20 protein-coding genes are annotated in these 25,750 nt (G+C 69.0%); 8 read left to right on the forward strand and 12 right to left on the reverse strand.

Translation table 11 applies throughout. The features are described from left to right. The first annotated feature begins 95 nt into the window (after nt 1–95). The 6 genes from gabT (at nt 96) to ACYVHG_RS04795 (ending at nt 8,060) form a co-directional block, all read left to right on the forward strand. Entirely contained in the window at nt 96–1,493 is a 1,398-nt protein-coding gene (gene gabT, locus ACYVHG_RS04770; protein ID WP_461166272.1) for a 4-aminobutyrate--2-oxoglutarate transaminase, read from the forward strand. Nucleotides 1,494–1,582: 89 nt separating this feature from the next. Further along, a complete protein-coding gene (locus ACYVHG_RS04775) occupies nt 1,583–2,761 on the forward strand; it encodes an acyl-CoA dehydrogenase family protein (RefSeq protein ID WP_461166273.1) in 1,179 nt (392 codons plus the stop codon). Then, the gene (locus tag ACYVHG_RS04780; RefSeq protein ID WP_461166274.1) at nt 2,761–4,233 is read left to right on the forward strand and encodes an aldehyde dehydrogenase family protein; all 1,473 of its coding nucleotides are present in this window, start codon (nt 2,761–2,763) and stop codon (nt 4,231–4,233) included. Before ACYVHG_RS04775 ends, ACYVHG_RS04780 begins: the two co-directional genes overlap by 1 nt. Then, nucleotides 4,230–5,357: a CaiB/BaiF CoA transferase family protein gene (locus ACYVHG_RS04785; RefSeq protein WP_461166275.1), complete on the forward strand. Its 1,128-nt coding sequence runs from the start codon at nt 4,230–4,232 to the stop codon at nt 5,355–5,357. Before ACYVHG_RS04780 ends, ACYVHG_RS04785 begins: the two co-directional genes overlap by 4 nt. After that, nucleotides 5,350–7,206: an amino acid permease gene (locus ACYVHG_RS04790; RefSeq protein ID WP_461166276.1), complete on the forward strand. Its 1,857-nt coding sequence runs from the start codon at nt 5,350–5,352 to the stop codon at nt 7,204–7,206. The genes ACYVHG_RS04785 and ACYVHG_RS04790 overlap by 8 nt, the downstream gene beginning before the upstream one ends. Further along, nucleotides 7,203–8,060, forward strand: coding sequence for a universal stress protein (locus ACYVHG_RS04795; RefSeq protein ID WP_461166277.1), 858 nt, complete (start codon nt 7,203–7,205; stop codon nt 8,058–8,060). Before ACYVHG_RS04790 ends, ACYVHG_RS04795 begins: the two co-directional genes overlap by 4 nt. Here ACYVHG_RS04795 and ACYVHG_RS04800 read toward each other — a convergent pair. The 6 genes from ACYVHG_RS04800 to ACYVHG_RS04825 form a co-directional block, all read right to left on the reverse strand. Continuing rightward, complete coding sequence (locus tag ACYVHG_RS04800; RefSeq protein WP_461166278.1) at nt 8,050–9,462, reverse strand: fatty acid desaturase family protein; 1,413 nt, start codon at nt 9,460–9,462, stop codon at nt 8,050–8,052. The genes ACYVHG_RS04795 and ACYVHG_RS04800 overlap by 11 nt on opposite strands. A 33-nt stretch (nt 9,463–9,495) precedes the next feature. Then, nucleotides 9,496–10,782: a fatty acid desaturase family protein gene (locus tag ACYVHG_RS04805; RefSeq protein WP_461166279.1), complete on the reverse strand. Its 1,287-nt coding sequence runs from the start codon at nt 10,780–10,782 to the stop codon at nt 9,496–9,498. A gap of 116 nt (nt 10,783–10,898) precedes the next feature. Further along, nucleotides 10,899–12,164 (reverse strand): fatty acid desaturase family protein, encoded by a 1,266-nt coding sequence (locus tag ACYVHG_RS04810; protein ID WP_461166280.1) that lies wholly within the window; start codon nt 12,162–12,164, stop codon nt 10,899–10,901. An 89-nt stretch (nt 12,165–12,253) separates the two neighbouring features. After that, entirely contained in the window at nt 12,254–13,399 is a 1,146-nt protein-coding gene (locus ACYVHG_RS04815) for a ferredoxin reductase (protein WP_461166281.1), read from the reverse strand. Between the two features lie 100 nt (nt 13,400–13,499). Further along, nucleotides 13,500–14,027 carry a DUF6912 family protein gene (locus ACYVHG_RS04820; RefSeq protein WP_461166923.1) on the reverse strand — a complete coding sequence of 176 codons (528 nt, stop codon included), beginning with the start codon at nt 14,025–14,027 and terminating at the stop codon, nt 13,500–13,502. Nucleotides 14,028–14,033: 6 nt separating this feature from the next. After that, nucleotides 14,034–15,446, reverse strand: a complete 1,413-nt coding sequence (locus tag ACYVHG_RS04825; protein WP_461166924.1) for a WS/DGAT/MGAT family O-acyltransferase — start codon at nt 15,444–15,446, stop codon at nt 14,034–14,036. Between the two features lie 92 nt (nt 15,447–15,538). Here ACYVHG_RS04825 and ACYVHG_RS04830 point away from each other — a divergent pair, with 92 nt between their 5' ends. After that, nucleotides 15,539–16,132, forward strand: a complete 594-nt coding sequence (locus tag ACYVHG_RS04830) for an Rv3235 family protein (RefSeq protein ID WP_461166282.1) — start codon at nt 15,539–15,541, stop codon at nt 16,130–16,132. Between the two features lie 6 nt (nt 16,133–16,138). On the opposite strand, the gene secA is transcribed toward ACYVHG_RS04830, so the two are convergent. The 6 genes from secA to mtrA all read right to left on the reverse strand — a co-directional run bounded on the left by secA (nt 16,139) and on the right by mtrA (nt 24,955). Beyond that, nucleotides 16,139–18,850 (reverse strand): preprotein translocase subunit SecA, encoded by a 2,712-nt coding sequence (gene secA / locus ACYVHG_RS04835; protein ID WP_461166925.1) that lies wholly within the window; start codon nt 18,848–18,850, stop codon nt 16,139–16,141. Nucleotides 18,851–18,979: 129 nt separating this feature from the next. Then, nucleotides 18,980–19,699 carry a ribosome hibernation-promoting factor, HPF/YfiA family gene (gene hpf / locus ACYVHG_RS04840; RefSeq protein ID WP_461166283.1) on the reverse strand — a complete coding sequence of 240 codons (720 nt, stop codon included), beginning with the start codon at nt 19,697–19,699 and terminating at the stop codon, nt 18,980–18,982. A 245-nt stretch (nt 19,700–19,944) separates the two neighbouring features. Continuing rightward, a complete protein-coding gene (locus ACYVHG_RS04845; protein WP_461166284.1) occupies nt 19,945–20,706 on the reverse strand; it encodes a ComF family protein in 762 nt (253 codons plus the stop codon). Between the two features lie 26 nt (nt 20,707–20,732). After that, entirely contained in the window at nt 20,733–22,559 is a 1,827-nt protein-coding gene (gene lpqB / locus ACYVHG_RS04850) for an MtrAB system accessory lipoprotein LpqB (RefSeq protein ID WP_461166285.1), read from the reverse strand. Continuing rightward, nucleotides 22,552–24,237, reverse strand: a complete 1,686-nt coding sequence (gene mtrB / locus ACYVHG_RS04855) for an MtrAB system histidine kinase MtrB (RefSeq protein ID WP_461166286.1) — start codon at nt 24,235–24,237, stop codon at nt 22,552–22,554. Before mtrB ends, lpqB begins: the two co-directional genes overlap by 8 nt. Before the next feature lie 31 nt (nt 24,238–24,268). Further along, the gene (gene mtrA, locus ACYVHG_RS04860) at nt 24,269–24,955 is read right to left on the reverse strand and encodes an MtrAB system response regulator MtrA (RefSeq protein WP_461166287.1); all 687 of its coding nucleotides are present in this window, start codon (nt 24,953–24,955) and stop codon (nt 24,269–24,271) included. A 52-nt stretch (nt 24,956–25,007) separates the two neighbouring features. Here mtrA and ACYVHG_RS04865 point away from each other — a divergent pair, with 52 nt between their 5' ends. Further along, a complete protein-coding gene (locus ACYVHG_RS04865) occupies nt 25,008–25,649 on the forward strand; it encodes a dTMP kinase (protein ID WP_461166288.1) in 642 nt (213 codons plus the stop codon). Nucleotides 25,650–25,750 lie beyond the last annotated feature (101 nt).

The raw sequence follows: 25,750 nt of genomic DNA on the forward strand, positions 1-25,750 counted from the left end.
CAGTGGCAACAGAACAATTGTACAGCTCGGCCATATCGCTGTGGGCGGGTTCACACCTACCGTCGGCGGATACCTCCAGCGGAAGGACACCGACGATGACCACAACGGCAGGTGCACCAGGCACCGAACAGCAGCGGACCCCGGCGGCATCGACGAGCCGGACCCCGGCGGCATCGACGAGCCGGACCCCGGCGGAGCTGGTCGGCCCGCGATCACGCACGCTGGCGGCCCGGCGTGAGGCCGCGCTGCCCGCCGGTCTCGGATCGAGCATGCCGGTCTTCGCCGACACCGCCGGCAACGGACTACTGGTCGACGTGGACGGGACCGCGTTCATCGACCTGGGCAGCGGGATCGCGGTGACCACCGTCGGCAACAGCGCCGCGCGAGTCGTCGAGCGGGCCCACGCGCAACTGGAGCGATTCACCCACACCTGCTTCATGGTGACCCCGTACGAGTCCTACATCGCGGTGGCCGAACGTCTCAACGAGCTCACACCCGGTGACCACGACAAGCGCACCGCGCTGTTCAACACCGGCGCCGAGGCGGTGGAGAACGCGGTCAAGTACGCGCGGATCGCCACCGGCCGCCCCGCGGTGGTCGTCTTCGACCACGCCTTCCACGGCCGCACCCTGATGACGATGTCCATGACGGCGAAGGCCGATCCGTACAAGAAGGACTTCGGCCCGTTCGCCCCGGAGGTCTACCGCGCGCCCATGGCGTACCCGTACCGGTGGCCGAGCGGTCCGGAGAACGCCGCCGCCGAGGCCTTCGAACAGTTCCGGCTGCTGATCGACGCGCAGATCGGCGCCCAGCAGGTCGCCGCGGTGGTGGTCGAACCCATCCAGGGCGAGGGCGGCTTCATCGTTCCCGCACCGGGTTTCCTGGCGCAGGTGGCCGAGTTCTGCCGCGAGCGCGGCATCCTGCTGGTCGCGGACGAGGTGCAGACCGGAATCGCCCGTACCGGAGACTGGTTCGCCAGCGCACACGAGGAACTCGTGCCGGATCTGGTGACCACCGCCAAGGGCCTCGGCGGTGGCCTACCGCTGGCCGGCGTCACCGGCCGGGCCGACGTCATGGACGCCGCACACCGCGGCGGAATCGGCGGCACCTACAGCGGAAACCCGGTCGCCTGCGAGGCGGCGCTCGGCGTCTTCGAGACCATCGAGGGCGAGGGTCTGCTGGAACGGGCCCGGGAGATCGGCACCGCCCTCACCACCGAACTGACCGATATGCAGGCCGCTACCGGCGGTCTGATCGGCGAGATCCGGGGCCGCGGCGCGATGATCGCCGCCGAGCTCGTAGTACCCGGCACCACCGAACCGAACGCCGCCGCGACCGCCGCCCTGAGCAAGTACTGCCTGGACCGTGGCGTACTCCTGCTCACCGCAGGCACCTTCGGCAACGTCGTGCGATTCCTGCCGCCGCTCGACCTGCCCGTCGAGCTGCTCGACGAGGCCCTGCAGGTGCTGCGCGAGGGCCTGGGAACCCTCTGACAGCGGACGCCCCGCTCCCCTCCCTGAACCGACCCGCATCCTCCGAACCCGACCCGTACCTCAGCTACGACCCGCACTGAAAGGCTCCGATGACCACCGCACGCACCGGCACCACGCCACTGGCCCTGTTCGACACCGACCGCCTACTCAGTGCCGACGAACGTGAGATCGCCTCCTCCGTCCGCAAATTCGTCGACGCGAAGCTCCGGCCGCACGTTGCCGACTGGTTCGACGAGGGGGCACTGCCGCGGGAGATCGCGCAGGAGTTCGGCTCCCTGGGGCTGCTCGGAATGCACCTCGACGGTTACGGCTGCGCCGGGATGTCCGCCGTCGAATACGGTCTCGCCTGCCTGGAACTGGAGGCCTGCGACAGCGGATTCCGCAGTTTCGTCTCGGTGCAGGGATCGCTGTCGATGTTCTCCATCCATCGCTACGGTTCTCAGGAGCAGAAGCAGCAGTGGCTCCCGCGCCTCGCGACCGGTGAGGCGATCGGTTGCTTCGGCCTCACCGAACCCGACTTCGGCTCCAACCCGTCCGGAATGCGCACCCACGCCCGCCGCGACGGTGGCGACTGGGTGCTCAGCGGCAGCAAGATGTGGATCACCAACGGATCCATCGCCGACGTCGCCACCGTCTGGGCACAGACCGAGGAGGGCGTACGTGGATTCCTGGTGCCCTCGGGCACACCGGGATTCACCGCGAACCCGATCAAGGGGAAGCTCTCGCTGCGGGCATCGATCACCGCGGAGCTCGCCTTCGACGAGGTGCGACTGCCCGATTCCGCCCGGCTGCCCGAGGCCACCAGCCTCTCCGCTCCGCTGTCCTGCCTGAACGAGGCGCGCTTCGGGATCGTCTTCGGCGCTCTCGGTGCTGCCCGCGACAGCCTGGCGACCGCCCTCGACTACGCGGCGACGCGGGAGGTCTTCGACCGCCCGCTCTCCAGCTTCCAGCTCACCCAGGCCAAGCTCGCCGATATGACCCTCGAACTGGGCAAGGGCTACCTGCTCGCCGTTCACCTGGGACGGATCAAGGACGACCACGCCATCGCACCCGACCAGATCAGCCTGGGCAAGCTCAACAACGTCCGAGAGGCCCTCGCGATCGCCCGGGAGTGCCGGACCATCCTGGGCGCCAACGGGATCACTCTCGGCTACTCACCACTGCGGCACGCGAACAACCTGGAATCCGTGCTCACCTACGAGGGGACGTCGGAGATGCACATGCTCTCGATCGGCCGGGCGCTGACCGGCCAGCAGGCGTTCCGCTGATGCCCGCCCGGATCCGGTCCCTCGTGGACGGACGCTGGGTCGACGGTGGCGGGCCGGACCTGGTGAGCGTGAGCCCCGCCCAGCCGGACTGCGTCGTCGCGCAGGGCCGTTCGGCCAGCGCGGTGGACGTCAGTGCCGCAGTCGCCGCAGCACGCCGCGCCGCCCCCGAGTGGGCCACGACGCCGCTGCACGCGCGCGCCGAGATCCTCACCCGTGCTGCGGCGATCATCGAGTCGAACGCCGACACCTGGGGCGCGGACCTCAGTCACGAGGAGGGCAAGACTCTGGCCGAGGGCATCGGCGAGGTTCAGCGCGCCGCCCAGGTGCTGCGCTACCAGGCCGGAGCGGCCGACCGGGAACAGGGAAGGATCTTCAGCTCGCCCCGCCGGGGCGAACAGATCCTGACCACCCGGCGGCCGGTCGGGGTGGTGGCGGTCCTCACCCCGTTCAACTTCCCGATCGCCATTCCGGCGTGGAAGATCGCACCTGCGCTGGTGCACGGGAACACGGTGGTGTTCAAACCCGCCGATACCGTTCCGCTGCTGGCGATGCGGCTGGCATCGGCACTACTGGAGGCCGGGGTCCCGGACGGCGTGCTGAATCTGGTCCAGGGCGGCGCCGAGGTCGGGGCGCACCTGATCGGTGACAGCTCGGTCGATGCCGTGACCTTCACCGGGTCCACCGCAGCGGGTCGGTCCATCGCGGCGAGCTGCGCCGCGCGCGGAGTGCCGGTGCAGGCCGAGATGGGCGGGAAGAACCCGGCCGTGGTGCTCGCCGACGCCGATCTCGGCCATGCCGCTGAACAGATCCTGTTGGGCGCCTTCCGTTCCACCGGCCAGAAGTGCACCGCCACCTCGCGGCTGGTGGTCGTCGACACCGTCGCCGACGATCTGCTGAAGGCGATCGTCGACGGTGCCGCCGCGCAGGTGGTCGGTGACCCTCTGGACCCGACGGTCACCATGGGACCGGTGATCACCGCCGCCGCCCGGGACCGGGTGCTGGCCGCTGTGGACACCGCGATCGCCGACGGCGCCCGCCTGCTCAGCGAACCCACCGGCGGGGATGAGGGCGCGGGAACCGGGCCGACGCCCGGGTACTTCGTCCCGCCGACGGTGCTGGAGGTCGATCCGGCAGCGCCACCGTCGATCTGGTTCGACGAGCTGTTCGGGCCGGTCCTCGCGGTGGCCCGGGTCGGTAGTACCGAGGAGGCATTCGAACTGGCCGGCGCCGGCGAGTTCGGACTCTCCGCGTCGGTGTTCACCGACGATCTGGATCGAGCACTGACCGCACTGGAGCGCGTCGATGTCGGGATCCTGCACGTGAACTCGGAGTCAGCGGGCGCCGATCCGCACGTCCCGTTCGGTGGGGCCAAGGCCAGCTCCTACGGCCCCGGTGAGCAGGGCGAAGCGGCCCGGGAGTTCTTCACCCGCACCACCACCGCGTACGTCCGCAGCTCCCGGAGCTCCCGGTGAACGCCCCGCACGCCGGGAGGGGCGCCCTGGACGGCGTCGTGGTCGCCGACTTCACCCGGGTCCTCGCCGGACCGTACGCGACCATGATGCTCGGTGACCTCGGCGCCACGGTGATCAAGATCGAACGCCCAGGGGCGGGTGATGACACCCGGGCGTGGGGGCCGCCCTACGACAACGCCGGAACCGCAACGTACTTCAACTCGGTCAATCGCAACAAGCAGTCCCACGTGGTGGATCTGCGCACCGCCGAGGGCCAGGAACGGGCACAGCGGATCGTCGCCGGCGCGGACATCGTCATGGAGAACTTCCGAGCCGGGACCATGGACCGTTTCGGTCTCGGCTACCAGCAGCTCCGCCGGTCCCGCCCGGACCTGATCTACTGCTCCATCACCGGTTTCGGCGCCGGCGAAGGCGCCGATCTTCCCGGTTACGACCTGCTGGTGCAGGCCGTGGGTGGCCTGATGAGCGTGACCGGCCAGGATCCCGCCGCACCCACCAAGACCGGCGTCGCGCTGGTCGACGTGCTCACCGGCCTGCACGCCGCCACCGGTGTGCTGGCCGCGCTGCACCACCGCGATGCGACCGGTGAGGGACAACTGGTGGAGACGAACCTGCTCTCGACTCTGCTGTCGTCGCTGGTCAACCAGGCTTCCGGGTACGCGGGCGCGGGCGTGGTGCCTCGGCCCATGGGCAACCGTCACCCGTCGATCGCACCGTACGAGACCTTCCCCACCGCAGACCGGCCGCTCGCCCTGGCTGTGGGGAACGATCGTCAGTTCGCGCGCCTCCTGGAGGTTCTCGGGGCACCCGAGCTGGCCGACGATCCCCGATTCCGGAGCAACGCCGATCGGGTGGCGCACCGTCAGGACCTGTATCGGCTGATCGCCGACCGGTTGGCCGGCCACGACGCCGACCACTGGTACACCGCTCTCACCGCGGTCGGCGTACCCGCCGGCCCGATCAACGACGTGGCCGAGGCCTTCGCCTACGCCGAATCCTTGGGTCTGAGTCCGACGGTGTCGGTTCCCGGGGGCGCCCCGCAGGTGGCCAATCCGCTGCGGCTCTCCGGTACACCGGTGAGCTACCGCTCGGCGCCGCCCGCGCTCGGAGAGCACCATGGCTGAAGCACCCCCGTTGAAGAAGGCGCTCAGTGAGCGCCAGTTACGGATGATCGCGATCGGAGGCGTGATCGGCGCCGGCCTGTTCGTCGGCTCCGGTGTGGTGATCAGGTCCACCGGTCCGGGCGCCTTCCTCACCTACGCGATGGCCGGTGTCCTGGTCGTGATGGTGATGCGGATGCTGGCCGAGATGGCGGTGGCGAATCCGACCACCGGCGCCTTCGCCGACTACGCTCGCGCGGCGCTCGGCGATTGGGCCGGGTTCTCGGTGGGCTGGCTGTACTGGTACTTCTGGGTGATCGTGGTCGGCTTCGAGGCGATCGCGGGAGCCAAGATCATCCGGTACTGGCTCCCGGGCGTGCCGATCTGGTCCACCGCGCTGCTCTTGCTGGTGTTGATGACGGCGACCAACCTGTTCTCCGTCACCTCGTTCGGCGAGTTCGAATTCTGGTTCGCCGGAATCAAAGTCGCGGCGATCGTGGTGTTCCTGGTGCTGGGCTCGTGCTTCGTACTGGGCCTGTGGCCGAACACCTCGATGGACCTGTCCAATCTCACCGACCACGGCGGCTTCTTCCCCCTCGGGGTGAGCGCAGTGACGGTGGGCGTGGTCACCACCATCTTCTCCATGGTCGGCGCCGAGATCGCCACCATCGCCGCCGCCGAATCCGAGAACCCCGAACGCGCGGTGACCCGCGCCGCGAACTCCGTGATCGCCCGGATCGTGATCTTCTTCGTCGGTTCCGCCCTGATACTGGCGCTGATCCTGCCCTGGAACGGCCCGGAGATCGCCGCCTCGCCGTTCGTCTCCGCGTTCAACCGGATGGGGATCGGCGGCGCCGAGCACATCATGAACGCCGTTGTCCTGACAGCCGTCCTGAGCTGCCTGAACGCAGGCATGTACACCGCCTCCCGGATGCTCTTCGTGCTCGCGGCCCGGCATGAGGCGCCGGCCCGGCTGGTGCGGATCTCCCGCCGCGGGGTCCCGGTGACAGCGATCCTCGCCTCCTCGGTGATCGGACTTCTGTGCGTGATCGCCGCATCGTTCTGGGAGCGCAGCATCTTCGAGTTCCTGCTGAACTCGTCCGGCGCCATCATCCTGTTCGTCTACCTCCTGATCGCGATCTCGCAGATCGTGCTGCGGCTGCGCAACGGCAGCGATCGGCTGACCGTCAAGATGTGGCTGTTCCCGTTCCTGTCGATCGCCACCGTCGTCGCCATGCTGGCGGTCCTGGTGCAGATGTACCTGGACCAGGCGGTCCGGACGCAATTGGTACTGAGCCTGTGCGCCTGGCTGGTGGTACTGGTGCTGTACGCCGCGAACCGCCGCTTCATCGCCTCTCGGCGCCCGGTCACGGCCGGCCCGCCCTCCGGTCCGGTCACCGAACCGGAGCCGCGCGCGGAACGGATCCTGGTGCTGGCGGAACGGGCCGTCCACTCCGACGCCCTGGCCGACGCGCTGGCCGGGGCGCTCACCGGCGCTCCGGCCGGGCCTCACACCGGGTCTCGCACGACCGGAACGGGCGCACCGATGGTGCACCTGGTGGTCCCGCAGAACCCGCGGCATCCGAGCCGCGACGATCTGCGATCCACCCTCGAGGCGGTCCGCCGGCTCGGCCTGAGCGCCGACGGCGAAATCGGCGACGAGCGGCCGATGCGAGCGCTCGCGGCCGCGATCGGCGAGTTCCAGCCCGACCGGCTGGTCATCTCCACCCTCGCCGCCGACGCCTCCGACTGGCGGCGCTTCGAGGTGGTCGACCGGATCCGCGCGCAGTACCGGCTCCCGGTGGTCGAGGTGCCGGCCGACGACGCGGTCGATGAAGACAGCGGCGAGACGACCGAAGGGTCGCCGGCATGACCGTCATCGCCGGTCTGCGCACCGGTACGCACGCCGCCGCCCCGATCGAGCTCGCCGCCCAATTGGCCCGCACCACCGGAGATCCCGTGCTCGCAACCACCGTGGTGGAGCGCCGTGCACAGTCCGACGACGAGTACGCCCGACTCGCCACCGAGCAGGCCGAGCGGGAACTACGCATGATCGCCGACGAGGTCTCGGGCGGCTCGCTCATCGAGATCACGGTGACCGGCGCGAGTTCCGTGGCGGAGGGACTGATGGCCGTGGCGCATCAGCGCCGGGCGAGCTGCGTCACCGTCGGATCGTCGGCCTTCGGTCTGCTCGGTCGGGCGAGCATGAGTTCGGTGACCGATCGGCTGGTGAGCTCCGGTGCACTGCCGGTGGCGATCGCCCCGCGCGGTTACCGGCCCGGTCCGATCGGCGTGACCCGGATGACCGCTGCCTACGGCGGCCGGGCCGGGGCGAACGGTCTGCTGGCCGCGGCGGCCGCGCTGGCGGCCTCTTGGAGCGTCCCGCTGCGGATCGTCTCCTTCTCGGTCCGGGAGTCGGTGCCCTACCCCGCCGGAGCCGACGATCAGATGCTGCGGGCCTGGCGCGAGCGCACCCGCACGAGCATCCGGGAGGCACTCGAGGAGACCAGCGATCACACCGCCGAACGGACGCCGGTGGAGCTGGGAATCGGCACCGATTGGAACACCGCCGTCGAATCCGTGAATTGGAAGTCCGGCGAGCTGCTCCTGCTCGGGGCGGGCGCCGCCACCCGGCGGCAGCAGATGATGCCGATGACGGCGACCGCGCAGATCATCAAGGCGTCACCAGCACCGGTGATGATCCTGCCGCGGCGGCTCACCGGCTGATACGACGCCGCCCGCGACGAGCACGCTGAACCTGCGCCTGCGCCCGCTTCTGTTCGACCTTGTGCCGCGCAGCCTCGGCGATCGCGGTGCGCAGCCCCACCCGCTGCACCTCCTGCGAGGCGGCATGCGCGGCCTCGCGGGCGTGCGCCAGCCGGTCCGAGGCGAGTTCCTGGGCGTGGGCGAGGCGGTCCTGCGCGTCCTCCTGGGCGTGCACCAGCCGGTCCTGGGCGCTGTGCTGCGCCTGGCTCAGTCGGTCACGGATCGCCGCGAAACGCAGCTCCGACGCGGTCTCCGGAGCGTCGTCGGACGTGGCCCGCAGCCAGCGGTCCGGGAACGAGAGCTTGGCGATGGTGCGCTGCGAGAGGTAGTACTGCCGCAGCAGCGGTCCCTCGGTGTAGGGGATGTCGTACTTCTCGCACAGCTCGCGTACGTCGACGCTGATCTCGGCCAGCCGGTTCGACGGCAGATCCGGGAACATGTGGTGTTCGATCTGGTAGCTGAGGTTGCCGGTCATGAAATCCATGACCCGTCCGCCCGAGATGTTCGCGCTCCCGAGCATCTGCCGCAGGTACCACTGCCCGGGAGTCTCGTCGACGATCGATTCGGGGGTGAACTTCTCAGCACCGTCCGGGAAGTGACCGCAGAAGATGACCACGTAGGTCCACAGGTTCCGGATCACGTTCGCGGTGAGGTTCGCGGTGACGGTCCGCCCGAAGGAGCCGCCGAGCGCCTTGCTCACCAGCGGGTGGATCACGAAGTCCTTGCTGAGCTGCTGGGCGGCCTTGATACCGAGTTCGCGGAGCTGGCGCCGGGTCTGCGTCCAGGACTTGTTGCCGGCGATCGCCTCCGCGAGCTCGATGTCGTGCAGGGCGATGCCCCACTCGAAGGTCAGCCCCAGGAACAGGTTGTTGAGGAACTGCGCCGAGCGCTTGGCCTGCCAGCGCTCGTCCCGGGTGACCCGGAGTACGCCGTAGCCGACGTCGAGGTCCATGCCCACGACGTTGGTGTACTTGTGGTGCAGGAAGTTGTGCGAGTGCTTCCAGTGCGCGGCCGGGCAGGCCATGTCCCACTCCCACGTGGTGGAGTGGATCTCCGGATCGTTCATCCAGTCCCACTGGCCATGGATGATGTTGTGCCCGAGTTCCATGTTCTCGATGATCTTGGCGACACCGAGCATGGTCGCACCGGCACTCCACAGCCATCGATTCCGCGATCCGAGGATCGCGATCCGGCCGGCCGTCTCCAACGCCCGGTGTCCGCGGATCACTCCGCGGATGTACCGAGCGTCCCGCTCACCGAGCGACGATTCGACTCGGGCGCGGATCCCGTCCAGCTCCCGCGCAAGCTGCTCGATGTCGGCGTCATCGAGATGGGCGTATTCGCCGACATCACTAATTGCCACGTCTACAAGGCTACGCGCAGAGCGGACCGGGTGTTACTTCGCGGCCGTCAGCTGCTCGACGTGCGAGACCAGGCCGCGGCGGTTACCCGCCTCGTCGAAGTCACCCTTGACCACAGTGGTCACACCGGCCTCATCGTAGAAGCGCTTGTTCGAGTGGGTCTCGGGTGCATCGTCGACGGTGGCGGTGAGGTAGCGGTCCGGCAGCGACAGCTTGATCACCGTGCGCCAGGACTCGGCGTACTGCCGCCACATGGGGCCGGTGTTGTACGGCAGGTCGTACTTGGCGCAGATCTCCTGGACCCGTCCGGCGATGTAGTTGTACCGGTTGGAGGGCAGGTCCGGGTACAGGTGGTGCTCGATCTGCCGGCCGAGGTGACCGGTGATGAAGTGCAGCGCGTTGCTGCCCTCGAAGTTGGCGGTGCCCAGCATCTGGCGCAGGTACCACTGGTGGAGGGTCTCGTTGTCGATGTCCTCGATGGTGAACTTCTCGGCATCGTCGGGGAAGTGACCGCAGAAGATGGTCATGTGGTCCCACACGTCACGGACGGTGTTGGCCACGTAGTTCGCGGTGACGGCCTTCTTGTAGCCGCGGGCACCGGTGAACGGCACTGCCATCGCCGGGAACAGCACGTAGTCCTTGGCGGTCTGCTTGCCGATCTTGGTGAGCACGATCTTGAGCCGGCGACGGAACTCGGGCCAGTCGTACTCGGCGTACTGCTCACCGCCGTTGAGTGCGGCCTTCATGGCGTTCATCAGCTCGAGGTGCTGCACGGCCTTGCCGTACTGGAAGCCGACCATCAGGATGACGTTGTACACCGGGTTGAACAGCATGTACGGCTCCCACGGCTGATCGCGCGTGACACGCAGGATGCCGTAGCCGATGTCGTCGTCCATATCGGTGACGTTGGTGTACTTGTGGTGCATGTAGTTGTGGGTGTGGCGCCAGAACTTGCCGTCGGAGGCGCTGTCCCACTCCCAGCTGGCCGAGTGGATCTCCGGATCGTTCATCCAGTCCCACTGGCCGTGCATGATGTTGTGGCCGAGCTCGTTGTTCTCGATCACCTTCGCGTACGACAGGCAGGCGGCGGACGCGGCCCAGGCCGCCTTGCCCTTCCAGCCCTTCATGCCCGCGGCCAGACCGAAGACGCGGCCGGCGGTCTCGGCGACCCGCTGACTCTTGATCACGCGGCGGATGTACTTGGCATCCTCCTCGCCGCGGCCCTCCTCGATCTCGCGGCGCAGCGCATCCAATTCCGCACCGAGCGCCTCGATATCGGCATCGGTCAGGTGCGCGTACTCCGCGATGTCAGTGATAGCCACGAGGCGATCCCCAATCGGTCAGGCCGCGAGGGTGCGCGGCCGCAAGAACAGAACGGGATCCACCGTAGCAGGCATATGGGACGAAATCACGATTCTTGTCCCAGGGGAGGTGTGGGTCACACTCCGGTTCGGCGACGCCGGCGGGCGTGCACCGCCGCGCGGGCCGCCTTCAGGCCGAACCGGCGGCCGGTGACCGCATCGACCCGCGGCGCGGCGTACGGAGTGCCGGCGAACATCGCCTCGGAGGCGGTCTCCGGGGCGTCGTCGGAGGTGTCGCGCAGGAACCGGTCCGGTAGCGACAGCTTGGCGATCGTGCGCCACGACTTGGCGTACTGCACGTGCAGCGGCCCGATCGTGTACGGCAGGTCGTACTTCTCACACAGCGCACGCACCCGCACACCGATCTCGGCCAGTCGGTTCGACGGCAGATCCGGGAACAGGTGGTGCTCGATCTGGTAGCTGAGGTTGCCGGAGAGGAAGTCGATCACCGGCCCACCGGAGAGGTTGGCGCTGCCGAGCATCTGGCGCAGGTACCACTGCGCCCGGGTCTCGGTGTCCACGTCCTGCTTGGTGAACTTCTCGGCACCGTCGGGGAAGTGACCGCAGAAGATCACGGCATTGGTCCACACGTTGCGGATCACGTTCGCAGTGATCATCGCGGTCATCGCGGTGCGCCAGCCGCGCCGGCCGCCCAGCGGGAGCCCGAGCAGCGGCGCTACGGCGTAGTCCTTGAGCGCCTGGCGACCGACCTTCCGGGCGACGTCCGCTGCGTCGGCCTTGAACTCCTCCTGATCGAACCAGGGCTTGTTCCACTTGGAGACCGCCCGGCCGATCTCCAGGTGCTGGATCGCGACACCGTACTCGAAGAGCAGCATCAGCAGCGTGTTGTAGACGATGTTGCCGGCGTTGAACGGCTTCCACGGCTGGTCTCGGGTCACACGCAGCGTCTTGTAGCCCACGTCGTCGTCCATGTGCAGCACGTTGGTGTACTTGTGATGGACGTAGTTGTGCGTGTGCTTCCACAGCCGCGAGGTGCCGGCGTTGTCCCACTCCCAGGTGGTCGAGTGCACCTCGGGATCGTTCATCCAGTCCCACTGCCCGTGCATGATGTTATGCCCGAGCTCCATGTTCTCGATGATCTTGGCCAATCCCAGCGACGCCGCCGAGCCCCACCAGAACACCCGCTTGTGCGCGCCGAACAGCATCGCCCGGCCGGCCACCTCGAGACCGCGCTGCGCAGCGATCGTGCGGCGCAGGTACCGCACGTCCGACGCGCCGCGAGCGTCCTCGACATCGCGCCGGATGGCATCCAGCTCAGCGCCCAGGGTCTCGATGTCGGCGTCGGTGAGGTGCGCGTACTCCGGAATGTCGGTGATCGCCATGCGTCCAGCCTTCGGGTCGTCCGTCGTAACCTACGCAACCGTAGGTTACGGTTGCGTAGGTTGTCAACGGGGCCCGGCCGGAGCGCAGGTCAGACGTCCAGAGTGCAGTCTCCGACGGCGACCGAGATGCAGGTCTGGATACGCTCCCCCTCGGTGTGCAGATCACCGCTGCGCAGGTCCCGGACCTGGCCGTCGGCCAGTTGCACGACACAGGTCTGACAGATGCCCATGCGGCAGCCGAAGGGCATCTGCACACCCGCCGCCTCACCGGCCTCCAGCAGCGAGGTGGCCCCGTCGACCTCGGTGGTCTTGCCGGCCTTGAGGAAGGTGACCTCGCCACCGCTGGCCGAGACGTCTGCCCGCTCGACGGTGAAGCGTTCCTGGTGCAGGCGCGACTCGATGCCGCGGCTCTTCCAGGCCTTCTCCATGTCGCCCAGGAAGACGCCGGGGCCGCAGATCCAGGTCTGCCGGTCCTGCCAGTCCGGGACCGCCTCGTCGAGGTTCTCCGGCGTCAGGCGCCCGGCCTCACGGGTGTACCGCAGCTGCACCGACACATTCGGGTGATTGGCGTCGAAGGCCTCCAGCTCCTCGCGGAAGAGCGCGGAATCGGCGTTGGGCGCCGAATGCACGGCGACGATGTCGGTGGTGGCGGGCAGGCCGCGGCGCTCGAGCGTGCGGAGCATGGCCATCACCGGGGTGATACCGCTGCCCGCGGTGAGGAACAGAACCTTCTCCGGCACCGGGTTCGGCAGCGTGAAATCGCCCGCCGGCGCCTGCAGCCGCACGATGGTGCCCTCGGAGACACCGCTGACCAGGTGGTTCGACAGATAGCCCTCATGCATCGCCTTGACCGTGATGGACACGGTGCGCGGCTCGCGGCCGCTGCCCATCTCCGGCACCGAGGTCAACGAGTAGGAGCGCCAGGTCCACTTGCCGCCCATCAGCACGCCGATCCCCACGTACTGACCGGCCTCGTAGCGGGTGTTGAAACCCCAGCCGGTCTCGATGGACAGGGTGACCGACTCGTCGGTCTCCTGCTGGACCTTGACGATCCGGCCGCGGAGCTCACGCGCCGACCACAGCGGGTTGATCAGGTGCAGGTAGTCGTCCGGCAGCAGCGGCGTGGTGAGCCGCGCGATCGCGCCGCGCACCAGGTTGGTGCGGGGGTGTTCGGCGGAGACGTCCTTGGCCGGAGCCTCGAGCCAGTCGCGGAGGGCACGCAGTGAATTGCTCATGACACTGAGCGTAGAACGCCACCCACCGATGGAACAATTTCCACCGTTTTGTCCCGTCACCGATGTCCCGTGCGGACCGAGACGGGTGTCCCGGGCCGGGTCAGAGCAGTTCCAGCAGGAAGGGCAGTTCCTGGGTGGCGTACCAGGCCAGATCGTGGTCCTCGGCATCACCGACGGCGAGCTCGGCGTCCTCGTCACCGAGGTCGGCGGCGTCGACCACCTGCGCCGCGCGGGTCACCGCGGGCTCGGCCTCGGCGATGTCGACGTGCACGGCGAGGACGTCGCTGCGCCGGATCGGGGCACTCACCTTGAGCACCGCATCGTCGAGGTCGGGACGTTCGGTGGCGGCCGGGACGTCGGCGGTGATCACCACCCGCCGCACCGGCTGCGCCGCGGACCCGTCACCGGCGCAGCCGGCATCGGTGTCCGGTTCAACGGCGAGCAGGCGCAGCGAGGCCCGCGCGGCCTGCCGCATCGCCGCCTCGGCGAGTTCCTCGTCGTCGCCACTGGTGTACGCCTCGCGAAGGCCCGGTGTGACTCCGAAGACGGTGCCGCCCAACGGGAACAGTTCACCGTCGCGCTGCAGCACCTCGAGCCCGGCGAGGGTACTGGGCACGTACACCCGGATCGTCATCTACTCCCCCTTCGCGGACGCTTCGAGTTCGTCCAAGGCCTCGTACAGGAAATCGGTCATCGAGATCACGTCCCACATCCCATCGCGGTCGGCGTTCAAGCCGATGTACACCTTTCCGTTGTACGAGGTGATCCCGATCGACACCACCTGGTTCGCCACCAGCGGAGGCACCGGGTACACCTGCGCGACCTCGACCTCACCGAGGTACACCGGGGACTGCGGACCGGGCGCGTTGGTGACCAGGATGTTGTAGGCCCGCGTCGAGACGCTCATCGCGGTGCGGGCACCGAGCGCGTGCAGGGTGGCCGGAGTGAAGCCGCCGCCGGTGGCCAGCGCCCGCGCCGCGACCTGACGGTTGCGGTCCACCTGCGCAGCCGCACCGTGCGCGATCTGGCGCATCCGCACCACCGCATTGCTCTCCGCCACCGGCAACGCCACCACGTAGGCGCGCACCTGCTCCCCCACACCGAGACCGATGTCGTCGACCGCGATCGGCTCGAGAACCCGCACCTCGGTACCAGCGGTGATCGGCTCCCCGCGCGAGACCAGCCAGGTGCGCAGTCCGCCGGCCACCACCGAGAGCAGCAGATCGTTGACGGTGCAGCCGAACGCCGTTCGCAGTCGGCGGAAGTCGGCGAGGTCCATGGTGGCCACCGCGAACCTCCGGCTGCGGGAGATCGGCACGTTCAGCGACCGCACCGGGGCCACCGCGGTGCGCGCCCGCACCAGGCTGGAGGCCCGCTCGAGGACGTTCACGGCGTCCTCCTGGAGTCCGGTGATCGACTCGGCGACCTCGCCCACGATGCCCTGGATCATCGACGCCGTCCGGGCCGGCCGGGAGAGCATGTCGACCACGGCACCCATCACCAGTTCCCCGTCGCTGGGCTCGGACTGACCCATCCACAGGTCGTCCGGCGGCTGCGGCGTGCGCGGGGCGTCCGCCAGCAGCAGCTGCATCAGATCGACGTTGGCACGGCCGTCCACCAGCGCCAGGTGCGTCTTGGTGAAGACCGCCAGCCGGCCGTCGGAGCGGCCCTCGATCAGGTACACCTCCCACAGCGGCCGGGCCCGGTCCAGAGGTCGCGAGTTCAGCCGGGCGATCAGATCGTGGAGTTGATCGTCGCTGCCCGGGTGCGGGACCGCCGAGACCCGGACGTGGTAGGTGATGTCGAAATCGCGGTCCTCGATCCACACCGGACGGGCGACGCCGTAGGGCACCGACCGCACCTTCTGCCGGTACCGGGGTACCTCGGCGAGCCGCTCCTCGATGATGTCCAGCAGCTTCTCGTAGCCCAGACGCTCACCGTCCTCGGAGGCGCGTTCCAGGATCGCGAGCGAGCCGACATGAGTGGGAGTCGTGGAATTCTCCAACGCGTAGAACTCCGCATCGGACTGGCTGAGCCTGCCCTTCACCTGCACCTCCCCGGGAATCGGCGTCGGCGTCAGCATACGGGATCGCGCGGCGCCGCCCCGGTGGAAGCGAACGGGATCCTCCGGCGCCCCCGGTGCGTCTAATTGATATGGGGGCGATCATCATCGCGGAGTCCGGCACGCAGTGTCCGGCGCCGCCACCGGGAGTCGGATTCACCGTGCTGCGGGCACCGGACGCGGAGCCGCCGAGCCGACCGCTGGTGCGCGCCCGGCCGGTGCCGGTACCGGCCGGGCCGCTCCCTGCCGCCCCACTCCCGGCCGGGCCGGAGCGGGCGGCGAGCGAGCGGTCGGTGCTCGCGGGGCCGGTGACCGCGGTGCATCCGGACGCGCACCGATTCGTCCTGTCGACACTGCGACCGGTCTTCGAAGTACTCGACCGCCGCCGTCCGGCCAAGCACCTGACCACCATCGCCTCGGCCACGGTGGTGGACGTTCTGCGCACACTCGCCGAATCCGGTGCCGGCAGCACCGTCACCGGGTGGGGGAACGTGCACGTCGCCGCCCCGCGCACGGTGCCAGCCCGGCCCCGTCGTCGCACCGACGATCCGGACGTGGGCGCGGAGATCTTCCTGACCTACAGCCGTGGCGAGCGGGTGCTCGCCGCGGCCGGGCGGGTCGAGGCCGCAGCCGGACGGTGGCGGTGGGTCGCGTTCACCACCGCCGCGTGAGTGCCGCTACTTCCGGCGGTGCTTGGGCTTACCCTGCGACTTCTGTGCCGCCCGGTCGGCGTCGCGCTTGGCGGCCCGGCGCTCGGCACGTGAACCCTGCGGCTCGTCGGCGGCCTGCGAGAGCTCGACCGCATCGCCGGACTCCGAGGGACCGGACAGGGTGACCTTCTCCGGATCGGGATCGGCCACCGGGCTGGTGATGGCCGCGGTGCCCGCACCGGCGGTGTCGGCCGGCGCCGCACCGTCCTCGGGCTCCTGCACCTGCACCTTGAACAGAGTCGCGACCGACTCCTCCTTGAGGCCTTCGAGCATGCCGTTGAACATGTCGTAGCCCTCGCGCTGGTACTCGACCACCGGATCGCGCTGGGCGATCTGGCGCAGGCCGATGCCCTCCTTGAGGTAGTCCATCTCGTAGAGGTGCTCGCGCCACTTCTGGTCCAGCACCGACAGCAGCACCGACCGCTCGACCTGCCGCATGGTGCCCTCACCGGCGGCGGTCTCCATCCGCTCCTGGTGGGTGTCGTACGCGGCGTGGATGTCCTTGAGCAGGATCTCCTTGAGCTCGTCCGAGGTGATCTCGTCGCGGTCGCCGTTCTCGTCCTCGCCGACGACCTGCTTCCAGTCCAGCTCGATCGGGTACAGCGTGCGCAGCGCCGTCCACAGCTCGTCGAGATCCCAGTCCTCGACGTACCCGGTGCCGGTGGCACCGTCGACGTAGGCCGTGACCACGTCGTCGGTCATGTGATTGACCTGATCGAACAGGTCCTCCCCGCGCAGGATCTTGCGGCGCTCGTCGTAGATCACCTTGCGCTGCTCGTTCTGCACGTCGTCGTACTTGAGCACGTTCTTACGGATCTCGAAGTTCTGCTGCTCGACCTGCGTCTGGGCGCTGCGGATCGCGCGGGAGACGAACTTGTTGTCGATCGGCACGTCGTCGGGCAGGTTCACCCGGTTCATCCACGCCTCGATCTGCGCGCCGTTGAACCGCCGCATCAACTCGTCGCCCAGGCTCAGGTAGAAGCGGGACTCACCCGGATCGCCCTGCCTGCCGGAGCGGCCGCGCAGCTGGTTGTCGATGCGCCGCGACTCGTGCCGCTCGGTACCGAGCACGTACAGACCGCCGGCCTCGCGGACGTCGTCGCCGGCGGCCTTGGACTGCTCCTTCACCTGCTCGATGACCTCGTCCCAGGCGGCCTCGTACTCCTCCGGAGTGCTGACCGGATCCAGGCCCTTCTCCCGCAGCTGGAGGTCGGCGATGATGTCCGGGTTACCGCCGAGCACCACGTCGGTGCCACGGCCGGCCATGTTCGTGGCGACGGTGACCGCGCCGGGAACACCGGCCTTGGCGATGATCGCCGCCTCCTGCTCGTGGAACTTGGCGTTGAGCACGGTGTGCGGGATCTTCTTGCGCTCGAGCTGACGCGAGAGGTACTCCGAACGCTCCACCGAGGTGGTACCGATCAGCACCGGCTGGCCCGCCTCGTGACGCTCGGCGATGTCCTCGACGATGGCGGCGAACTTCGCCTCCTCCGTCTTGTAGATGAGGTCGGTCTGATCCTTACGGATCATCGGCTTGTTGGTGGGGATCGGGATCACGCCGAGCTTGTAGATCTGGTGCAACTCCGCGGCCTCGGTCTCGGCGGTGCCGGTCATGCCCGCGAGCTTGTCGTAGAGCCGGAAGTAGTTCTGCAGGGTGATCGTGGCCAGAGTCTGGTTCTCGGCCTGGATCTCCACGCTCTCCTTGGCCTCGAGCGCCTGGTGCATCCCCTCGTTGAAGCGGCGTCCGGCCAGCACGCGGCCGGTGAACTCGTCGACGATGAGCACCTCACCGGAGCGGACGATGTAGTCCTTGTCGCGCTCGTAGAGCTCCTTGGCCTTGATCGCGTTGTTCAGGTAACTCACCAGCAGGGAGTTCTGCGCGTCGTAGAGGTTCTCGATACCCAGCTGATCCTCGACCAGCTCCACGCCGGCCTCGTTCACGCCGATCGTCTTCTTGCGGATGTCCACCTCGTAATGGGTGTCCTTCTCCATCAACGGCACGATCCGGGCGAACTCGGTGTACCACTTGCTGGAGGCGTCGGCCGGTCCGGAGATGATCAGCGGGGTCCGGGCCTCGTCGATGAGGATAGAGTCGACCTCGTCGACGATCGCGAAGTTGTGCCCGCGCTGGACCAGCTCCTCCTCGCTGTGCGCCATGTTGTCGCGCAGGTAGTCGAAGCCGAACTCGTTGTTGGTGCCGTAGGTGATGTCGGCGGCGTAGGCCTGCCGGCGACGGTCCGGGTCCTGGCCGGCGAGGATGCAGTCCACCTCCAGGCCGAGGAAGCGGTGCACCCGGCCCATCCAGTCTGCGTCGCGCTTGGCGAGGTAGTCGTTGGTGGTCACCAGGTGCACGCCGTCGCCGGTCAGCGCGTTCGCGTAGGCCGCCATGACGGAGGTGAGGGTCTTACCCTCACCGGTCTTCATCTCGGCGATGTCGCCCTGGTGCAGCGCGCCCGCGCCCATGATCTGCACGTGGTACGGCTTCTGACCGAGCACCCGCCAGGCCGCCTCCCGAGCGGTGGCGAAGGCCTCGGGGAGGATGTCGTCGAGGGTCTCGCCCTTCTCCAGCCGCTTCTTGAAGACCTCGGTCTTGGCCTGGAGCTCCTCGTCGGAGAGCGCCTCGTACTCGTCGTTCAGACTCTCCACGTAGGAGGCAAGACCGTCGAGCCGCTTGACCATCCGGCCCTCGCCGAACCGCAGCACCTTGGAGAGAACCACTGAGCAACCTCAATCCCGTACAAATCCTGTGAACGGACACACGAATCCCGGCCGCCTGTTCAGCGACCGGGATCCATCGTAGGCGAAATGTCAGGTCAGCCGGAGCAGGCCGTAGTCGAAGGCCTTCCGGCGGTACACCACGGACGGCTTCTCGGTCTCCTTGTCGAAGAACAGGAAGAAGTCGTGGCCGACCAGTTCCATCTGGGAAAGGGCGTCGTCGACCGTCATCGGGGTGGCCGGGTGGTCCTTGATCCGCACCACTTGACCGGGCTCGTAGTCCTCGACGGTCCCGGCGTACGGGTCGTGGTCGACATCCGGCTCCGGCGCGTCGGGCAGCGCCGACGGTGCCGTCGCCTCGGCCACCGAGACGGGTCGGTGGTTGCCGTAGTGCACCTTCTTGCGGTCGGCGTCCTTGCGGAGCCGGCTCTGCAGGCGGGTGAGCGCGGTCTCGAAGGCGGCGTAGAAGTTCTCGGCCGCCGCCTCCGCCCGGGCGACGCCGCCCTTACCGCGCACGGTGAGCTCGAGACGCTGGCAGGACTTCGCCTGCCGCGGGTTCGGCTCGTGGAAGAGGTTGACCTCGAACAGAGTGATGGTGGAACGGAACTTCTCCAGACGAGCCAGCTTGTCCGCCAGGTAGACGCGGAAATGCTCGGGCACCTCCACATTGCGGCCGTCGATGGCCACGGGGGCGTTCGGGGTGAGGTACTGCCTGTCGCGCTCGTCGGCAACGTAGCCGGGTTCGCGGAAGGGGTCGACCTCGACGCTGGTCGCATTGGCGCGGTTGGTGTCGCGCGGGGACAGAAGGGTCATGTGATACCTCTCGTGCAGACCCGGAGCGGAGCACTCGGCCGGATCACCAGTCCGGCGCGATGGTCAGGTGCGCTTCGCAGCAGGCTCGGGTTCGAACGCCGGGCGGACTGCCTGGCGCCAGGGAAGGTGCCGATCACCTCCTCGTCTCGAACCGGGAAAGGTATCTCCGAACATAGTCCCGCTGCTGCGCTCTCGCCAGGATTTGGACACCGCACATTTCCGTGCGGGCGTCTGTGCGGGCGCGTTCACGCCGCGGCCACGGTGAGCGCGGCGCGCACGCCGATGCCCCGCCGGGCCAGCACCGTCACCGATTCGGCGAGGGTGGCACCGGTGGTGACCACGTCGTCGACCAGGACGACGGTGCCCGCGGCCGGCGCGCCCCGCATCCGCACCGATCCGCGGATGTTGGCGGTTCGCGCCGCGGCGGACAGCCCGACCGAGTCCGCTGCTCCCGCCGTGCGCAGAACCGCGGACACCCGGACCGGGCACACCGGCGCGCAGGTACGGGCCGCTGCCCGGCACATCGCGGTCACCACGTCACCACCGCGCCGGCGCGCCGCCCAGGCGGTGGTCGGCGCCGGGACCAGTACCACCGCGGAGGCGTCGATCTCACCCCACGCCCGCAGCCGCAGCAGCGCGTGCGCCAGGCCGCGTCCCAGGGGCTCGGCGAGGTCACCGCGGCCGCGTTCCTTGAACTGGAGCACCGCGCGGCGGCGGGCACCGTCGTAACGGCCCAGCGTCCACACCGGTACTCCGACGGGCACGGTGGGGGCGATCAATGCCGGGACGTCGTGCAGGGCCGCCTCGCATCGACCGCACCAGCGCACCCGCGGTGCACCGCATCCGCCGCAGGTCCGCGGCACGGCCAGTTCGATCAGGTCGTCGACGCCCCCGGCGAGCCCGGCGACCCCGCGGCGGGCGCCGGCCAGAACCCCACCGACGGCCCGGCCGGAGGACAGGTCGACGGCCCGGCCGGAGGACGGGTCGGTGGCCCGGTCGTCACCCATACGTCCCCGATCAGCCGAGGGTGGCGCTAACCCGGCAGCACCGGATTCGCCCGGCCCCCCGCCAGGCGATCCACCTGGCTCCAGTATTGCGCGCCGCCCTCGGGCCCGGTGCCGATCTCCCACACCCCGGACGAGTCGGTGGCGTACACCGAGCTCGCCGACGCCGCGATGCTGGTGACCGGCGGCGACAGGTTGCGGCTGGGCAGCGCCACCACATCACCGACGTCGTAGTGCACGGAGAGCACCGGCGAATCAGCGGTGGTGCGACCGATCACGAAGGAATCACCGGTCTGCCAGTCCACCGAGGTGGCCGCCAGTTCCCGGTCGGTGACCACGGACTGCAGGTGAGTGATCCGGGCCTGCCCGTTCGGCGCGGTCTGCACCACCCCGACCAGCACCCGCCCACCGACCACCAGCGCCACTCGCACCCCGTCGCGGGACAGACGCAGTTCGGTGATCGGTCCCGGTGCCGTGGCGGCCACCTCACGGGAATCGACGTCGGAGGTGGTGACCTCACCGGTGGTCTGTTCCTGGCGCAAACGCACCACCCGGTTGCCGTCGAGCACCGTCCACACACCGATGTCGTCGGGCGCCCAGGAGGGCCGGGTCATCGAACCGGCGGTGAGCACCTGGGTCGGCACCCCACCGTACGGGCCGAGCATCAGCGCGGTGCCGGGTCCGCCGCGGGAACCGGAGTCCAGCACGGCGGCCACCTGCCGACCCGAACCGGACAGGCCGATCGAGCGGATGGTGTTCATCGCACCCAGCGGACCGGCGACCGGCGTGACCTGCGAGCCGGAGACCTTCACGAAACGGCCCTCCTGCACCCCGTGCAGGCCCACCGCCAGATCCGAGGAGGCGTTCGGACTGATCGGTGCCACGTCGTTGGGGTTCCACCCGGAGGTGTGCTTGTCGTCGAGGGAGGCACCGTCGACGGTGATCACGTACGGTCCCTGCACGTCGGCACCGGCCAGCGTCCACACCACCTGACCGGCGATCAGCTTCGCCGCGTCCGGCTCCATCCGGGGCAGGCCGGTGAAGTCGACCCGCACACCGGAGAAACCGACGCCCGGGTCCCGCGCCACGCCCTGCGCGTCGGTGACCGCGCCGCGCACCGCCGCATTGGAGCCGAACGGGTTGAACACCGCGTCCTTGAGATCGGCCCGCGGCCCGCGGGCGAGCAGCATCAGCAGGTCCGCGGCGAGCTTGTTCCGCGGACCGGTCAGCCACCGGGCGTCCGGGACCAGGGTCCGGCCGGTGGGGTCGGGGAAGTACAGCAGGTAGCGCCGGTAGGACGAGCGGAACTGATCGGTGTCGATCACCAGCATCGGGGTGTCGCCCACCGAACTCAGCCCCTGGATCCGCCACTGCCCGTCGACCTGCATCAACTGCACGTTCTGGGTGATCGACTGGGTGGTCGGTTCGAAGGTGCCGTCCGCGCCGAGGAAGCCGGTGGCCTGCGCACGAATGGTGACCTTGATCAGGTTCGAGGTGCGCTCGGTGGGGATGACGTCGATGTCCTTGACCACCACGGCCTGCTTCGGGACGTCCCAGGGGCCGCTGCCCGCGGCCTGCGCGATGAACTTGCGGGAGGCGGCGTAATTGCCGTCCGCGACGGCGTTCGCCTTGAGGAAGTCCCGGACGATCCGCTCCGGTGCGGCATCGCGCGCCGGTGTGATCGCCTTCTCCGCGGTGGACTCACCGCCGAGTTCCCCGACCACCCGCGGGCTGGTGGAATCCGGGATGGTCGCGCAGCCGGAGACGATCAGCGACGCCGCGACCAGGACCGCCGCGATCCCCCGGGGGATGCGCACCCACGGCTGCGCGCCCGGCGCGCGATACGGCTCAGGCATCGGCGTTCCCCTCTCCGGTCCGGCGCGCGGCGGGCTTGAGCGGCAGTGGACTGACCAGCACCTTCTTACTGCGGGTACGCGGCAGCGTCAGCCGGAAGCAGGCGCCGCTGCCCGGCTCACCCCAGGCCTCCAGCCGACCGCTGTGCAGGCGCGCGTCCTCGATACTGATCGCCAGGCCCAGGCCGGTGCCGCCCGAGCGGCGCACCCGGGACGGATCCGAACGCCAGAACCGGTTGAAGACCAGCTTCTCCTCGCCGGGACGCAGGCCCACGCCGTAGTCCCGGACGGTCACCGCGACGGCATCGTCGTCGGCGCGCATGGTGAGGATGACCGGCTTGCCCTCACTGTGATCGATGGCATTGGCCAGCAGGTTCCGCAGTACCCGCTCCACCCGGCGGGTGTCCGCCTCGAGGACCACCGGATCGTCGGGCAGGTCGACGATCAGTTCGGTCCCGGACTGTTCGGCGATGTGCCGGACGGTGGCCAGGGCGGATTCGATCGGCACCTCGATGTCGATCTGCTCGGCGTGCAGCTCGGCCACACCCGCGTCGTGGCGGGAGATCTCCAGCAGCTCCGAGAGCAGGGTCTCGAACCGGTCGAGTTCCTTGACCATCAACTCGGTGGTCCGGCGCAGGCCCGGGTCCAACTCGTCGGCGGAATCGGCGATCATGTCGGCCGCCATCCGCACCGTGGTCAGCGGGGTCCGCAACTCGTGCGAGACGTCGGAGGTGAACTGCCGTTGCAGGTTGCCGAACTCCTCCAGTTGGCTGATCTGTTTGGACAGCGATTCGGCCATGTCGTTGAAGCTCATCGCCAGCCGGGCGATGTCGTCCTCGCCGCGCACCGGCATCCGTTCCCGCAGGCGCCCCTCGGCGAAGCGCACCGCGATCCGGGCGGCCGAGCGCACCGGGAGCACCACCTGCCGCGCCACCAGCAGGCTCACCGCGGCCAGCAGCACCAGCAGCACCGCCGCACCGGTGTACAGGGTGCCCTGCATCAGGCTCAGCGTGGTCTCCTCCTGGGTCAGGGGGAACACCAGGTACAACTCCAGCCCCTGGATCGAGGACTGCACCGGGGTGCCGATCACCAGGACCTTCCCGTACCGGCCGGTGCTGTCGGTGACCGTCGCGTGCTGATAAGCGGTCTGGCCGCTGCGCACGAAGGTCTGCAGCGACTGCGGGACCTCGGCCTCGCTGCCGAGCACCGTCGGCGGGCGGCCGGCCCCGTGCGGCAGGATCAGCACCGGGTCGTAGTTGCCGGACTGCGCCGCGCTGGGTCCGACGTCCAGGCCCTGACTGACCAGCGTCGACCGCACTCCGCGCAGCACCGACTCCACACCCTCGGTCCGCGGCTCGGCGCGGGCCAGGGAGATCTCCACGTTCTGCTTGACCCGGGCGGTCTCCTCCTTGCCCGCGGCCAGCTTGGCGTCGATCAGCTGGTTCGCGATCTGCGAGGTGAGCACGAATCCGAGCAGCAGCAGCACCGTCAGGCTCAGCACCAGAGTCTGGGTGACCACCCGCAACTGGAGGGAACGACGCCACACCCGACCGCCGTAGGACAGGCCCTTCCCGGAGAACCAGGCACCGTCGCGCAGCCAGTCACCGGGATCCCGGCGCCTGGCCGTCCGCCACACCGCTCGCGCCCGCCCGGCCACCTCGGACCGGCGAGATGCGGTCATGCGGCCCCGGAGCCCGCGCCCGATCCGCCGATCACGCCGGACCGGCCTTGTAGCCGACCCCGCGCAGCGTGAGCACGATCTCCGGGTTCTCCGGATCCTTCTCGATCTTGGCGCGCAGGCGCTGGATGTGCACGTTCACCAGGCGGGTATCGGCCGGATGCCGGTAGCCCCAGACCTGTTCGAGCAGGACGTCGCGGGTGAACACCTGGCGCGGCTTGCGGGCCATGGTGACCAGCAGATCGAACTCGGTGGGGGTGAGCGAGATGACCTCGCCGTCGCGGGTCACCTTGTGCGCGGGTACGTCGATGATGACGTTGCCGATCGAGAGCAGTTCACTGGGCTCGTCGTCGGTGCGGCGCAGCCGGGCACGGACCCGCGCGACCAGTTCCTTCGGCTTGAACGGCTTGATCACGTAGTCGTCGGCACCGGACTCCAGGCCGAGCACCACGTCCACGGTGTCCGCCTTGGCGGTGAGCATCACGATCGGCACCGAGGAGTCGGCGCGCAGCACCCGGCACACGTCGATCCCGTTCATACCGGGCAGCATCAGGTCCAGCAGGACCAGGTCGGGACGGAACTCTCGGGCGGCACCGAGCGCCTGCGTACCGTCACCGACGACGGTCGAGTCGAAGCCCTCGTTGCGCAGGACGATGGTGAGCATCTCCGCGAGCGCGGGATCGTCGTCGATCACCAGGATGCGGGGTTTCATACCCTCCATACTGTCACCTCCGCCGCCGGGCCCGGTTCTGCGACACCTACCATCTGTGCGCATGGGAACGCTGATCGCGATCGAGGGCCTCGACGGTGCCGGTAAGAACACACTCACCGGCGCCCTCACCAGTGCGATCACCGGCCGCGGACTGACGGTGGCCCGGCTGGCGTTCCCGCGGTACGGCCGGTCGGTGCACGCGGACCTGGCGGCGGAGGCGCTGCGCGGCGGGCACGGCGACGCGACCGACTCGGTGTACGGGATGGGCCTGCTGTTCGCGCTGGACCGGCGGGCGGCGATCGAGGAGATCCAGTCGTTGCTCGGCGCGCACGACGTGCTGCTCCTGGACCGCTACGCCGGGTCGTCCGCCGCGTACAGCGCCGCCCGGCTCGGCGAGGGTCCGGACGGTGCGGCGGTGCGCTGGGTGCGGGAGCTGGAGTTCGACCGGTTCGGGCTCCCGGTGCCCGATCTGCAGGTACTGCTGGACGTCCCGGTGGAGCTCGCCGCGGAGCGGGCCCGCTCCCGCGAGGCCCTCGACGCCGACCGCGAACGCGACGCCTACGAGCGCGATGCGGACCTGCAGACCCGAACCGCAGCGGTGTACCAGGGGCTCGCGCACGCGGGTTGGGTTTCGCCGTGGTGGGTGCACCGGCCTGCGGATTCGGCCGATTCCCTGGCCGAGTCCATCATCTCGACTTCCTGAAAAACACATTTGATATTCGCTGAAGTCTCACCGCATCGGTGATGTAGGTGGGTAACGTCCGGCAGCGGTTGACTCGTCAGTAACCACTGCTTCGAGAGGAC

The organism is Tsukamurella serpentis (assembly GCF_054780975.1).